This window comes from Sporacetigenium sp. TC11 (assembly GCF_058146105.1).
Map to the genome: position 1 here is coordinate 78179 of NZ_JBYVNY010000007.1, position 13580 is coordinate 91758.

Genomic DNA, 13580 nt, shown 5'->3' on the forward strand with positions numbered 1-13580 from the left:
AATTTATCAGAGATATCTTATATGATGCAATTATAGTTTAAAAGAAAACTTAAAATTTAATATGAAGACACAAACAAAGGTTAAAGGCTGTCTAATTTTAGGGATTAGTAATCGTTGACTATGGATTTTCGTTGAAATATAATATATTTATATTTTAACGAAAGGGGATACAGTTTATGTCACAAATCACAAAAAGAGCTTTGGCGGCATCATTAAAGAAATTAATGAATACTATTCCCTTATCTAAAATCACAATTAATGATATTGTTAAAGATTGTGGCGTAAATCGGCGTACATTCTATTATCATTTTAAAGATATTTACGACCTTTTAGATTGGATTTTCAGAACAGAAGTTAATGCTTCAATGGAAAGTAATGCTACCCTTGATACATGGCAACAATGTTCTTTAAAAATCTTTAATTACTTAGATGAAAACAAAAAAATTATTTTCAATGTCTACAATTGCATAGACCGCGATAAATTAGAATCTCATTTACATAGTGAAATCTATAAGCTAGTTTTTAATGTGGTAGATAAAATCTCTGTAGCTATGACTACTTCGGAAGAAGAGAAAGAATTTATAGTAAATTACTATAAAGTTGCTTTAACAGGATTATTATTAGAATGGGTAAAAAACAAAATGACAGAAGATCCTAATCAAATTATCGAGAACCTTAATAAAATCGTTACTGGAGATGTTCATAAAACATTATTAAAATGCGAGTCAATGTAAATTATAAAAAAACAATGCAGCCAATTGGCTACATTGTTTTTTATTTATATTAATCCTTCAAGACTTGTATTTTGTAAAAGTTTTTTCACAAAGAATTCTCCTGGTACAGAATTTTCCCCATATAATGTTTTTATTGCTGCTGCTCCTACACGTATATCATATTTAGAAGGATATACTGACGGTATATTTCTATCTACATTAAGTAAATTATATACAGCCATCATTGCAGAACGAATAGAATATTCAACAGTAAACACACAGTCTTCAGGTATCTCTACAAACTGCCCTAAGAATGCAAAGTTTACACTTCCTTTAGGTACAACATCTGGACGATCACCTTTTACACGAGGCATAAACTGACTCGTAATATATGGCATCATACATGGTATAACATTTATTGTTTTAATTATTTCAGGTATATCATCTTCTAATCCCATATGATATAAAAGTTCCATTGCTAACTCTTCACCTGTACAGTCACACATTTTCTTTTTAACAAAATCTCCAACATTATCAGCAAAAAGTCCATATGCCCATAAAACTATTACATCTTTAGGTTGGTTTATAAAGTGTGGTTGTCTATTGCATGTTACACTTAAAAGCCAGCTTGAATCTTTAATAGTTATTATACCACCTGTAACAACTTTTCCTGAGTATGGATCTCTTCCAGTTAAATCCTTAAGTCGCTGTACAAATTTAGAATCTTTACATGTTATAGTAAATGACTCCCATTTACTTTTATCTATATCACCACAGAATACTTCTGGCTTACCAAAAGACGGATGTTTTTTAGCGATGGTTTTCCATAAACTCCAAGATCCGCCTTCTTCTTTATTTAAAGTAGGTGCTTTATCCATACTTCCAAGAGTTGAACTTTCTGTCATAGATCCTATTGTAACAAAAACTAAATCATCTTCTGTTGTATTAATTGTTTCTTCTTTTCCATTTCTCAATAATTTAATAGCTGTAACTGTTTTTTTATCTTCTTCTATTTTAATATCTAAATCTGTAACTTGTATATTTAGGTCAAATACTACATCCTTAGATTGTAGCCATTTTTTTAAAGGAAGTATAAAAGAGTCAAATTGATTATATTTACTAAACATAACCTTTTTCATAGAGTTCATTCCAGGAAGTACATGTATAAAACGGTCCATGTATCGTTTCATTTCTACGGCACTATGCCAAGTTTCAAATGCGAACATAGAACGCCAGAAACACCACATATTAGTTTCTAAGAAAGAAGAATCGAAGAACTGCTCAATAGTAGCTGTACCTAGTTCTTCTTCTGTTGCAAGGAAAAGTTTAGCTAATTGTTTTATATGTGAATCATTTAACCCTAGTGATGAAAAATCTGCTTTTTCTCCACATTTGTGAAGCAATCTACAGTTAGATTCATTAGGATCTTTCATATTTAATTCTCTAAATTCTTCTAAAACAGTTCTATTAGGTTCTTCTATTGAAGGTATCCTTCCGTATAAATCCCAAGTACATTCATAGTGTTCTTCCATCTCTCTTCCACCACGAATTATGTACCCATCTTTAACATTTCCACATCCATCCATAGCCCCACCAAGAATATTTGTTTCCTCTAGTATAGTTATGTTTTTGCCATCCATATGACCATCTCTAATCAGGTATGCAGCTGCTGCAAGAGATGCTATACCTCCTCCAACTAAATATGCTTTTTTCTTTTCAACCCCTTTTGGTTTCACTGTATTGATATTTTGAAAATTCCCCATAATACTTCCCCCTTTATTTTATATTTCTTTAATAATAAGGATAATACAGGTTTTAAAAAATACAAATAATCAATACCTACCAAGTGTGAAAAGTTGCAACATATCTTATCATTTGTGTAAATTTAATTTTAATCTATTTATATTTTTCTATAAATTATAATTAATATTAGTAAAGCTAAAATAAAAAAGAAGATGCAGCTAGGTTTATCATCTAGCTGCATCTTCTTTTTTATTTTAAACTCATTAACACCTTACTTCATAATCAGGGAAAATAGATGTCATATGACACATCTTATGAACAACAATATAATCTAATTTTTTTGTTAATCTTATTATATGTATAGGTTTTGGTTTATAATAAAAACTTGAAAATTAAACACTTCAGTTTCATTGAAGTCTACCATTAACTCATATTGACCTTCTTGAGAAACTAAATCAGTTATAATTAAATTCTCTTCAGGAATTGATGTACTCGTATATACATAATTTCCAGAAGAATTATCTTTTAACATCACTGTAATAGGACATTTGGTATCAGTCTCGATTTTTAAACACTGACCTTCTTTCAAATCAATATTAAAAGAGTTCTTTGCCCCTGCACTTATGCCACCCTTCACTAATTCATTTAAAAACTTAGTATAGTTTCCCCCTATTTTACCTGGTTCTTTTAAGTTTATTCCAACTTTTAATATTTTAGTTTCTTGGCGAACCTTATATACAACCTTTGATGAGGTCTTGTCAGAGTCTACATCTTGTATTGAGCATCCCGTTACCCCTAAAACTAAAGTTGCAATTATAATTGCTTTAGTTATTAATTTCATGTTAGTTCTAAATCCCCTTTTAATACAAATTTACAACTTTCTCTATTTGTTAAAAATATATCTATGTTTAAGTTTATTATAAATTAATTTACATTATTTTTCTATAACTATCTTAAATTAATTCATATACTTAATTTGTTTATTTGTGAATTTAAAATAGGTAGTCCAAGAACGGACTACCTACAAGTTAAGTTAAATATATTTGAAGTTTCATACCCTATCTTAATTATGTATAAAAAACTCATCTTCATCACTATAAGGTACAACCTTTTTACCTAATAGACTAATAATCGATCCAGTAATTTTACCGCCAATAAATGCAATAATTACAGTTGCTACAATTGCACCTAACTGAATCTTTATATTTCCAGTAATAAATACAGCCACAATTCCTCCTAAAATTCCAGGCATTCCGTGTAAATTATGAATACCACAAGTATCTGTTCCTTTAATAAACTTTTGAAATTTCGGAGCAATAATCGCATAACCAATAACACTCAACGCTCCTGCAGCAATACCGATTAACATGGCATATCCTGGAGTCGTCACATCACAAGTTGAACCAATCGCTACTCCTCCTGCAAGTGCAGCATTAGCAATATCTTCAATGTCAATTTTTCCTCTAATCAACCTCGTAAATATATAAGTAGCAATAGTTGCTCCACATAAAGCAAAGATTGTATTGATTGCCGTTAAAACTACTCTTTCAGGAGCTACAATGGCACTCGTAAATGATGGCCAGAATAACCATAAGATCATACTTCCAAGCAAACAAAACCTACTACTTGTAGCATCACTTTCACAAGATGGGTCATCTTTAAACTTAGAAAATGTATTTGCAACAACTCCTAATCCAAAGTATGCACCAAAAGCATGAATAGCAATTGACCCACCTGTATCTAGAAAACCTTTAAAAATTCCACTTTCAAGCAATACCCATTCATTAAATATGTACACAGGAATAAATAATAAACCCATAATTATATATTGATCCATTTTGAGCCTTCCAAGAGGTGCTCCAATCGCTATTAATAAACTTGCAGCAGCAAATTCTGCAAATAGTAACGTATCCACGCTAATTGTAGGTTTTGAAAATTCTTCTCCCCCAAAACTTGTAATCATCATATACATTGGAATTGCAATACTTACAACAAGAAAAGTAGCAGTAATTGAACTAAATCCATGTTTTCTTACAGTTACCATAAGAAAACCAAAACCTACCAAAAGCATAGCAAGAACATCAATTGATCTGTTATACTTAAGAGTCTCAAATATAGTTCCATATTGACTTTCCATTTGAGCAGTATTAATATGTTCCCCATTGATTTGACTCATTTGTGTAGCTACATTTTCATTTATAGCTGGAATTAAAATAATAGCCATAACTATAAATACTGCCAATAAAAATACAAGCAAATTTTTGTTTTCTTTTGGTTTAGAAACTGGTGTTGATGTACTCGTTTGTTTAGAAACTGCTGTTGACGTACTCATTTGTTTATATCCCCCTTATAGTTAGTAGTTTCTTCTTTTGCATTTGAAACCGTTTTCCAAGATTATGCAAATAGCTTCTCTCTCTATGTTTTTTCATCACGTTATGTTAAAATTTTAACTTTTCGTAACATACTCTAGACTTTGAAGTTATTTTAATAGCCCCATTTCATTATATTCCTTTTTATCTATATTTCAACTATTTTTATTAAATTTCTAAAATAATTTCCATATTTCTCTAATTTATAAGGTGAATATACATAACCTGAATGGGCTAATTAAAAATGCAATCTAGTAAGAAAACAAATATTTTTATGATATAATGTAAACTGATGAAATTATTATTAGTAGTTTTGATAATCAAAAAGGGGAGATAAAAATGGCAAGTTTTATGTGGATTAATTTACTTTTTATAGCAGTTCTTGGTGGATTAGGTGTATTAGGCGTGTACGTTATTATCTTATTCATTAAAGCATTAAAGATTTATATTAAAAACAATTCATAGTATTTACATATCGTGAATGTATAGTATTATCCTATTGAAAGTATAAAAAACACGGCTATCTGGCTGTGTTAAACAATAAAATAATAGTAGGATAAATTTAGGATAGAGATTTGTTATACTCTTAAACACTACTCAAAAATTTATATTCAGAAAAGTAAACAGTTGACTTGTGTTTTACGAGGGGGGATAAGAGTGTTTAATACTGCGGTTACAGGTACAGAGTTTGCTTTTGTTGTTACAGGAGTTTTAATTATAATATATGGACTTATAATATTAACAGGAAGAAAATTCATGATAAAGCGAGAGTATGATAGTATTTCTACAATTTTTATTATCACATTATTTAACGCCCTAAGATATTTTGAAGACGTCTTGTCAAACGGAAGGTCGCATAATATCGTATCTATATTATTTAACGACATAAGATATATTGAATGGGGAGAGGTATTATCCTTGTTATTTATTACTTTTATATTTATATTAGCTGTTATGATAAATATAGGAAGGTATACCTTAACCAACATTAATTCTCAAATGCTATTAGATACACTCACTGAGATTTTAAAAGAAAAAGGAATATCTTATGATGAAGCAGAGAATTCTGTGATTTTAAAGGATTTTGATAATAAGATAATATCCTATACACAATCTTTAAATTCAGTAGAAATTAATCTGAGAGATATTAGAAAAACTTCCTTTTATAAGGAGTTAAAGAAAGAATTAGGATGTAGAATTAAAAAAATTAAAGTGAGAGTTTTCCCAGTTACAGGCTTATTTTTAATAGGATTAGGAGTAATAACGATGGCAATACCACAATATTTGGGAAATATATTATGATGAAAAATAAACAATACTTATTGAGTAATCTTTATAAACTATGAAAGTTGTTCTAAATAAAAAAAGAGTGTTTTTAGTAAAAAACACTCTCTTTTTTGTGTGATTTCTATTGTTTACATATTTATTCTAATAAACTTCGCCTTTCCAACCTGAATAACAAAGCTATTACTTGGATTTTTCATTACAAAATTATTAAACTTTTCCCCATCTATCTTTACAGCATTTTGAGTAATAAGACGTCTAGCTTCACTATTACTCTTAGCAATTCCACACTTTACAATAACCCTTATTATGTCAACTTCATTATTTTCTGTAAAACAATCTGAAGATAAAACAAGTTCATCTATATCATCTGGAATGAGATTTTTTTGGAAAACAGTCTTAAAATGTTCTTGGGCAGTTTCTGCTTCCTCTATACCACAGTATAGTGTTGTAATTTCTTTTGCAAGACGCATTTTAACATCACGTGGATTTGTCTCTGGTTTTTCAAGTTCTAACTTAATTCTTTCTATTTCATCTGGGTGAATATCTGTTGCAAGTTCAAAGTACTTAATAATAAGATTATCTGGTATAGCCATTGTCTTTTGGTAAATTAAAACTGCATCTTCGTGTATACCAATATAATTACCCAAACTCTTGCTCATTTTTTCAATTCCATCTGTACCCTCAAGTAATGGCATAAACAGAGCTATTTGACTTTCTTGGTCATAATCCTTTTGTAGTGTACGCCCCATAAGAATATTGAAAGTTTGATCTGTACCACCCATTTCAATGTCTGCCTTTAACTCTACTGAATCATATGCTTGCATTAATGGGTAGAAAAATTCATGTAATCCTATAGGTTGATTGCTTTTGTATCTTTTCTCAAAATCATCTCTTTCTAGTATTCTTGCAACAGTAACTTTTCCAGCAAGGTTTAATACATCTTCAAAATTAAGTTTAGACAGCCATTCACTATTAAACCTAAGCTCTGTCTTATCTCTATCAAGTATTTTAAATATCTGTTTTTCATAAGTTCTAGCATTTTCAAGAACTTCTTCAGTTGTCAATTGTTTACGAGTTTTGCTTTTACCAGATGGGTCCCCAATCCTACCAGTAAAGTCACCAATTATTATTACAGCTTGGTGTCCTAAGTCTTGCATTTGCTTTATTTTACGAAGTACAACTGCATGACCAAGATGTATATCTGGTGCAGAAGGATCAAGTCCAAGCTTAACTATTAGAGGTTTTTGTGAATCTATGCTTTTTTGTAGCTTTTGCTTCAAATTTTCTTCACTTACAATCTGACTTACTCCCTTCATAATAATCTTAAACTGTTCTTCAACATTTTTCATTATTATCACCCTTTCTATTATAATTTCCAATTAAAAAAGCCCCCGCCATCTGCTATATGCAGAGGACGAGAGCATTGCTCACGTGTTACCACCTCAAATTTATTTACACATCACTGTGTAAACCTCATCAGGTACGATATACCTTAGCGATATAACGGTCGCACCCGGCAACAGCCTACTAAGATATAATCCTTTCGGTGCGCCACTCAGAGATGTATTTCAAAATCTGTTTTCTGCCCCTCTCATCAACCGGTAGCTTTCTGTTGAAAACTTATGATTTTTACTTCTTCTCATCACAGTTTTTTGATATATTTTTAATATTCTATCATTTCAGCAATAGTCTGTCAATATTTATGTTTGTAATATTATCTCCATTTCTTAATTATAATACCTAAGTAACATCTAATTTTATAAAATCATAAAATATATAAAACATAAATGGAGGAATAACGGTGAAAAATTTGAATTATTTTAGTGGTAGAATTACAATGATTAAGGATTATTTAATAGATGAAGGTGCACAGGAAGCAGGATATTATAAATTAATATCTGTAATAAATAGATTTGGATTTATAGTAAACTTTATGGTATCACCAAACACTTACTTTGTAGACAATGCAATGATTTCAGTAGGAGATAGAATAACTGGATTTTTTGATGCAAATGCTCCTTTTCCCCTTGTTTTTAGACCACAATATAAAGCAATTGCCATAGTAAAAGATACACCATATGTAAATATAGTTATGTGTGATAGAGACTAAAAAGACAAGGATTTTTTTCCTTGTCTTCTTTATATTACTACTATTTTTATAAATCAATTCTTAACCTAATCATATCTATACATTCAATATCATTTTCTATAATCTTTTCTTTATAATGTATTTTAAAGAAATCTCTATCTACGCCAACTATACGAAATCCACATTTTTGATATAATGCTAATTGATATATACTCGAGTTTCCTGTTCCAACTTCTAAAATTTTAACTTTCTCTTTTCTGGCCATTTCTATTGCACTTAGTATTAATCTCTTACCAATACCCTTACCTTGGTATTCTTCCCTAACTGCGATATTTACAAGTTCTAAAGTTAAAGGTCTTGTCCTAATCATTACATAGGCTCCAACTATATCGTTATTAATGTAGGCAATATAACAATCTCCCCTACTTATATACTCATTAATTATTTCAATAGATGGGTCTGCCAAAAGAAGCAAATCATATGGGTATTCATCATTTTCTCTTAGTTTTTTTACTTCAATATCATACATCAATAATTCCTCCATGTTTCGTAATATTATGCAATAATATACTACTAATTTTATTATATCATTAAAACTAACTATTAAAATATTCCTATATCCTAAGGAAATACAAAATAAAACTTTGATAAAAATTATAAGGATTGAAAAATATATAAATTAATAATAGTATGTTTATATATAAAGATAACTAAGGGGGTAATTATTAATGAATATAGTTATTGCAAAAAATGGACAAGAAGTAATGCTAAGAGAAGCTACATGCGAAGATGCTAAAGATATTATAGATTTTTATAATATTGTAGGAGGTGAAACACCATACCTTTCATTTTGCGGTGGGGAATATAAAGTAAATGTAGATCAACAAGAAAATATGATAAAATCAACTAATTCTTCTGATAATAACACTATGATATTAGCGACAATAGACGATAAGATAATAGGTCTAGGTACAATATCATCAAATCAGAAAACAAAAGGAAAACATGTTGGGATATTAGGTATTGTAATCTCTGATAAATATTGTAATATAGGTCTTGGTAAGATAATTGTTGATTATTTAATTAATTGGTGTAAGTCTAATAATATAACTAAAAAGATATCTTTAGTAGTTAGTCAAGATAATCCAAGAGCTATTGCATTATATGAAAAATGTGGATTTGAACTAGAAGGAATACTTAAAAATGAGATATATTTAGATGGAAAGTTTTATAATTTATTAAGTATGGGCCTTATTTTAGGATAGAAGATGTATTATATTAAAGGAGCCCATATGGACTCCTTGTTTTTATATATGGTTTTGCCAAACCACAATTTCGTTAGTAGCACAGCTTATTATTACAGTCATTTCTTTTCCATTATCCAGCTTCACTTTAGCTTCTATTATTCTTTTAGAAGTTGTATTCGTCTCAATTTCTTTTATAGATGCTCCGTTATTTAAATTTTTTGATTGAATAAATTCAGCAACCTTAGTCTCTGCGTCATCTTTACTTAATGCTTCAGTTACTTCTGCTACATTTGATCTTTTACTAGCCATACTAAGTACCTCTCCAGTTTCAGCATCTACAAAGACAGAACTACTACCAATCGAAGTATTTGGTTGTGTCTTCCAAGAAACTACCCAAATTGACCTACCCTCATATGATGCATCATTCTTTGACTTATCAAAATAATTTGCTTGCATTGTATACTCATCTTTTATTTCAATATCAAATATGTTCTTAAGAGCATTTTTAGCTATATCAACAGCTTCATTCTCTTTAACTTTAGCTGATATATTAGTTTTATCAAAATAATCTTTATCACCATTTGATTCAGCACTCTCAGTCATAAGTACATCTTTTTTTACTATGTCACTATTTTGTGCCGCAAAAGACGCTCCTCCTATACTTCCTGCTACAAGTAAAGATGCTATTGCTGCACTCATAATTTTTTTACTTATCTTTAAACTGTTCATTTTAATTAACCTCCTCATAATATATATTTGGATTTGGCCATCTCCATCTACATTTTTAATTATATAAAACAGATATTTCATAAGTATGAATTACTTGTAAAGAAGTTGTAATTTCTATTAAAAACTCACCTCAAACTTCGTGCCTTTTCCTACTTCGCTACTTACACTTATTTCACCATTGTGAAGCTTAACAATTTCTGCACAAATTGCTAATCCTATACCTGCGCCTCCACTTTCCCTTGTTCTTGATTTATCCACCATAAAAAACGGATCAAATATTCTTTCAATATCTTTTTCAGATATACCAATGCCCTTATCTTCCACAACTATAACAGTTTTATCCTTTTGACTTTTCAAGGTTAAATTAACTTCACTACCTTCCTTAGAGGCTTTAATTGCATTGTCCAGTAAATTTGTCAGTAGTACTTTAAACAAATCTTTATCGACATAAGCTTTGCAATGCTGTAAATTAAGATTTAGTAAAATATTTTTACTGTCCAGTCTGTATTTAAGGATTTCTGCAGTTTCATTACATAATACAAAAAGGTCCTCTATTTTCATATTAAAATCCTGTTTATTTAGAAGTATCAAATCCATAAGTTTGAAAGAAAGAGCCTCAAGCCTCTTACCCTCATTATAAATATATCCTAATGATTCATAATAAATTTTTTCATTATATTTTGTAGACCTTAGAAAATCAGCATAGCCTATAATAGATGTTAGAGGAGTTTTTAATTCATGGGTAAAAGACTCAATGAAATGCTGTTTAATCTCTGCATTTTTTTCTAGTTCCCTTATCTTATCCTCTACTGCCTCTGCCATTTTGTTAAAGTTTTCTGCTAGCATACCCACCTCATCTTTAGATTCAATTCTCACTCTCTCAGAAAAATCGCCACCAGCAATAGTTTGAGTTGATTTTGTAAGAATACTTATAGGATAAGTAAAATATCGGGTAAGAACATACAAGGCAGATGCTAACAATAATGCTATTATTATATTTAGCTTTAAAAACAACCCGTATTGTCCAGTACGATCATTATAAACACTTGAAATATCTCTTATATAAGTGAATTTAAATGTCTGGTCACTAAGTTTTAGTCTTTTTGTTACAAATATAAAGCTTTGATCTTTAATATCTCGTATAATATAATTTCTAGTATTAGTCTTAGGATTATCTAATTCAACCCGGTTTCCATAATTACCATATTTAAAATTTGAGTAAATAGGATTGTTTCTTTCATCTAAAACTTCTATGTAAACACCTTTTTTATCAAAGTACTGTGTGTTCTCCTGAAATGTCATTCTTAGAAAGCTTCTTAACAAGTCCTGTGAATACTCAAAAGTATCACTTGCAATTTCGCTATTAGCTTCAATGCTTGTGTATAAAATAAGTTGCTCTGTGAGCCCTCTTTCTATTTCTTTTTTTAAATTCTGATTAAAAGTATACTGGATAAGAAATGGTGTGCTTATATTAAATACCAGCTCAAACAATATAAATGTGCAAATAAATATTTTATGCCACAACTTCATTATTTGCTCTCCAATCTATACCCAAACTTGTAAACAGTAGTAATTTTCTGAGCCCAATCTAACTTTTTTCTAAGCTTTTGTATATGAATATCTACCGTCCTTGTTTCCCCTAAATAATCATAACCCCATATAAGTTCTAAAATCTTTTCCCTTGTCAGTGCCTTGTTCCTGTTACGAACAAGTAATAATAGAAGCTCATACTCTTTAAGAGCCAAGTCTATAATTTTATCATTCTTTCTTACAATTCTCTCTTCTTCGTCTATTTCCAAGTCATCAAATATAATTAAGTTTTTATCGCTGCTATAACGCCTTAATATAACTTCTATTCGTGCAAGGAGTTCCATTGCCTCAAAAGGCTTAACTATATAATCTTCTCCTCCAATTTTAAGGCCTTTTACTTTATCTGCTAGTCCATTTTTGGCAGTTATAAAAATTACAGGGATATTTAGTGGACGAATTTTCTCCATAAGCTCAAATCCATCCATATCAGGGAGCATTACATCTAAAAGAATAAGATCAAAGAACTGCTCTTCTAATATTTGAAGTGCTTCATTACTTCTATATACTTGTTTGCTCTCATACCCTGCTACCTCTAAGTTTAAATATATTAAATTTGAAATTGACTTATCATCTTCCACAACTAATATCCTTTTCATGTGTTCCTCCTGTTAGTGTACTACCCTTAGTTTAATGATAAAGTATTCAATAGTTATCGCTAAGTTGTAAATAAGTTGTAAAGTTTTTATACCCTTTTAATTCTAACATCAATTTCAAATACATACTAAAAAATCTACTACAAATAGAATTGGCTATGTTTTAAAATAGTGTTGAAATCATATAAATTTTTTAAGGGAAGCCATTATGACTCCCCTTAATTCACCTTTATTGAATTTTATCAAAACGTTAATCATTTTCTGGTTTTGTATCTAGAAGTTTTTTTAATAGTTTTTGAAGCACGTCCACAATAGCGGTGATGATACTTGTTGCTAAAATACCCATTAGACTTAATGATATAGGACCTGCTGGGTCATCTCCTGTGATTTTAGAAAGTACCTTTAAGTATACTATCCCTAACACGATGAAGAAAATGGTTGTTAAAGCAGATTTCTTTATAACCTTCAAAGATTTAAGTGATAACTCGGAGAAAGCATTGTTCCTTTCGATATAGGTTAATAGTTTAAATACTTGATACAATGCAACAGAAAACGCAATACAGCATCCATACACAAATCCTAAAATGGGATATAGCGAGTAGTCCCCTGGATGTACTTTTGCATCTCTAATGGCTATCTCAGGCAACCAATAGATACACAAAGTAAGCATCGCAATTCCAATCATAAAAATAATTACCTTTAAGAAAGTGGTTGAACCTTGTTTAACATTCATTTAAAGCACCTCACTGATTTAATGATAAAATGATTTTAACACACGATTTATCGTTTTACAATAAATTTATGTCGTTTTTAATTATATTATTATTATATCCTTTTACTTATGACAAAAATAAAAAAACATTTCTCATTACAAAGAAATGTTCTTATTTTAAAATGTTAAATTTACAACTTGTCAACAAAACTTCCAATAGTTTAATAAAGTAAATCAACAACAAAAGATAACAGAACCTACTTAAAATAAATAATATCCTACAATTGTGTAATAAATTATAGTTTATCTATATTCCAATTATAATATTAATTTCAAGATAATGTACATACTTATGCAAATATTGGCTCTCTTTCTCTAAAGTCTACTGTTTTTGTATAAGCATGCGCTACATTACATTGAACCATAAAATTCTTTACTTTTACTGCTTCTTTATCATTTTCAAATAGTTCAAGCCATTTGAACCAGTACATATAATTACATCAATATA

14 protein-coding genes, 1 pseudogene and 1 other annotated feature are annotated in these 13580 nt (G+C 29.6%); of the genes and pseudogenes, 5 read left to right on the top strand and 10 right to left on the bottom strand.

All coding sequences use genetic code 11. The features are described from left to right. The first annotated feature begins 176 nt into the window (after positions 1 to 176). Positions 177 to 734 (top strand): TetR/AcrR family transcriptional regulator, encoded by a 558-nt coding sequence (locus ACUSRV_RS11280; RefSeq protein ID WP_490142061.1) that lies wholly within the window; start codon positions 177 to 179, stop codon positions 732 to 734. A 44-nt stretch (positions 735 to 778) separates the two neighbouring features. Here the strand turns inward: ACUSRV_RS11280 and ACUSRV_RS11285 are convergent, their stop codons facing one another. The 3 genes from ACUSRV_RS11285 to ACUSRV_RS11295 form a co-directional block, all read right to left on the bottom strand. Next, on the bottom strand, positions 779 to 2476 hold the full coding sequence (locus tag ACUSRV_RS11285) for an oleate hydratase (RefSeq protein WP_490142062.1): 1698 nt from the start codon (positions 2474 to 2476) through the stop codon (positions 779 to 781). Between the two features lie 332 nt (positions 2477 to 2808). Further along, positions 2809 to 3297, bottom strand: a complete 489-nt coding sequence (locus tag ACUSRV_RS11290) for a hypothetical protein (protein ID WP_490142063.1) — start codon at positions 3295 to 3297, stop codon at positions 2809 to 2811. 222 nt (positions 3298 to 3519) lie between these two features. Further along, positions 3520 to 4788 (bottom strand): ammonium transporter family protein, encoded by a 1269-nt coding sequence (locus ACUSRV_RS11295; protein WP_490142064.1) that lies wholly within the window; start codon positions 4786 to 4788, stop codon positions 3520 to 3522. Positions 4789 to 5164: 376 nt separating this feature from the next. On the opposite strand from ACUSRV_RS11295, the gene ACUSRV_RS11300 reads away from it, so the two are divergent. Further along, positions 5165 to 5290, top strand: a complete 126-nt coding sequence (locus ACUSRV_RS11300; RefSeq protein ID WP_490142065.1) for a hypothetical protein — start codon at positions 5165 to 5167, stop codon at positions 5288 to 5290. A 192-nt stretch (positions 5291 to 5482) separates the two neighbouring features. After that, positions 5483 to 6127: a hypothetical protein gene (locus ACUSRV_RS11305; protein WP_490142066.1), complete on the top strand. Its 645-nt coding sequence runs from the start codon at positions 5483 to 5485 to the stop codon at positions 6125 to 6127. A 113-nt stretch (positions 6128 to 6240) separates the two neighbouring features. Here the strand turns inward: ACUSRV_RS11305 and tyrS are convergent, their stop codons facing one another. Further along, positions 6241 to 7461 carry a tyrosine--tRNA ligase gene (gene tyrS / locus ACUSRV_RS11310; protein WP_490142067.1) on the bottom strand — a complete coding sequence of 407 codons (1221 nt, stop codon included), beginning with the start codon at positions 7459 to 7461 and terminating at the stop codon, positions 6241 to 6243. A 58-nt stretch (positions 7462 to 7519) separates the two neighbouring features. Beyond that, positions 7520 to 7767, bottom strand: a binding site (T-box leader). A 146-nt stretch (positions 7768 to 7913) separates the two neighbouring features. On the opposite strand from tyrS, the gene ACUSRV_RS11315 reads away from it, so the two are divergent. Next, the gene (locus ACUSRV_RS11315; protein WP_490142068.1) at positions 7914 to 8222 is read left to right on the top strand and encodes a hypothetical protein; all 309 of its coding nucleotides are present in this window, start codon (positions 7914 to 7916) and stop codon (positions 8220 to 8222) included. A 46-nt stretch (positions 8223 to 8268) separates the two neighbouring features. On the opposite strand, the gene ACUSRV_RS11320 is transcribed toward ACUSRV_RS11315, so the two are convergent. After that, complete coding sequence (locus tag ACUSRV_RS11320; RefSeq protein WP_490142069.1) at positions 8269 to 8730, bottom strand: GNAT family N-acetyltransferase; 462 nt, start codon at positions 8728 to 8730, stop codon at positions 8269 to 8271. A 199-nt stretch (positions 8731 to 8929) separates the two neighbouring features. Here ACUSRV_RS11320 and ACUSRV_RS11325 point away from each other — a divergent pair, with 199 nt between their 5' ends. Next, positions 8930 to 9466 carry a GNAT family N-acetyltransferase gene (locus ACUSRV_RS11325; protein ID WP_490142070.1) on the top strand — a complete coding sequence of 179 codons (537 nt, stop codon included), beginning with the start codon at positions 8930 to 8932 and terminating at the stop codon, positions 9464 to 9466. 42 nt (positions 9467 to 9508) lie between these two features. On the opposite strand, the gene ACUSRV_RS11330 is transcribed toward ACUSRV_RS11325, so the two are convergent. From ACUSRV_RS11330 to ACUSRV_RS11350, 5 genes and pseudogenes are all read right to left on the bottom strand, one after another. Next, entirely contained in the window at positions 9509 to 10177 is a 669-nt protein-coding gene (locus tag ACUSRV_RS11330; protein ID WP_490142071.1) for a hypothetical protein, read from the bottom strand. A 117-nt stretch (positions 10178 to 10294) separates the two neighbouring features. Next, positions 10295 to 11707, bottom strand: coding sequence for a sensor histidine kinase (locus ACUSRV_RS11335; RefSeq protein WP_490142072.1), 1413 nt, complete (start codon positions 11705 to 11707; stop codon positions 10295 to 10297). Beyond that, the gene (locus ACUSRV_RS11340; RefSeq protein ID WP_490142073.1) at positions 11707 to 12363 is read right to left on the bottom strand and encodes a response regulator transcription factor; all 657 of its coding nucleotides are present in this window, start codon (positions 12361 to 12363) and stop codon (positions 11707 to 11709) included. The genes ACUSRV_RS11335 and ACUSRV_RS11340 overlap by 1 nt, the downstream gene beginning before the upstream one ends. Positions 12364 to 12610: 247 nt before the next feature. Beyond that, positions 12611 to 13093: a DUF2975 domain-containing protein gene (locus ACUSRV_RS11345; RefSeq protein WP_490142074.1), complete on the bottom strand. Its 483-nt coding sequence runs from the start codon at positions 13091 to 13093 to the stop codon at positions 12611 to 12613. A gap of 329 nt (positions 13094 to 13422) precedes the next feature. Continuing rightward, a pseudogene (locus tag ACUSRV_RS11350) lies at positions 13423 to 13569 on the bottom strand (IS1595 family transposase); the annotation flags it as partial. Positions 13570 to 13580 lie beyond the last annotated feature (11 nt).

Bases quoted from the DNA above. Each gene is read 5' to 3' on its own strand.
- ACUSRV_RS11280 (WP_490142061.1), top strand. From the start codon at position 177: ATGTCACAAATCACAAAAAGAGCTTTGGCGGCATCATTAAAGAAATTA.
- ACUSRV_RS11285 (WP_490142062.1), bottom strand. From the start codon at position 2,476: ATGGGGAATTTTCAAAATATCAATACAGTGAAACCAAAAGGGGTTGAA.
- ACUSRV_RS11290 (WP_490142063.1), bottom strand. From the start codon at position 3,297: ATGAAATTAATAACTAAAGCAATTATAATTGCAACTTTAGTTTTAGGG.
- ACUSRV_RS11295 (WP_490142064.1), bottom strand. From the start codon at position 4,788: ATGAGTACGTCAACAGCAGTTTCTAAACAAACGAGTACATCAACACCA.
- ACUSRV_RS11300 (WP_490142065.1), top strand. From the start codon at position 5,165: ATGGCAAGTTTTATGTGGATTAATTTACTTTTTATAGCAGTTCTTGGT.
- tyrS (WP_490142067.1), bottom strand. From the start codon at position 7,461: ATGAAAAATGTTGAAGAACAGTTTAAGATTATTATGAAGGGAGTAAGT.
- ACUSRV_RS11320 (WP_490142069.1), bottom strand. From the start codon at position 8,730: ATGTATGATATTGAAGTAAAAAAACTAAGAGAAAATGATGAATACCCA.
- ACUSRV_RS11325 (WP_490142070.1), top strand. From the start codon at position 8,930: ATGAATATAGTTATTGCAAAAAATGGACAAGAAGTAATGCTAAGAGAA.
- ACUSRV_RS11330 (WP_490142071.1), bottom strand. From the start codon at position 10,177: ATGAACAGTTTAAAGATAAGTAAAAAAATTATGAGTGCAGCAATAGCA.
- ACUSRV_RS11335 (WP_490142072.1), bottom strand. From the start codon at position 11,707: ATGAAGTTGTGGCATAAAATATTTATTTGCACATTTATATTGTTTGAG.
- ACUSRV_RS11340 (WP_490142073.1), bottom strand. From the start codon at position 12,363: ATGAAAAGGATATTAGTTGTGGAAGATGATAAGTCAATTTCAAATTTA.
- ACUSRV_RS11345 (WP_490142074.1), bottom strand. From the start codon at position 13,093: ATGAATGTTAAACAAGGTTCAACCACTTTCTTAAAGGTAATTATTTTT.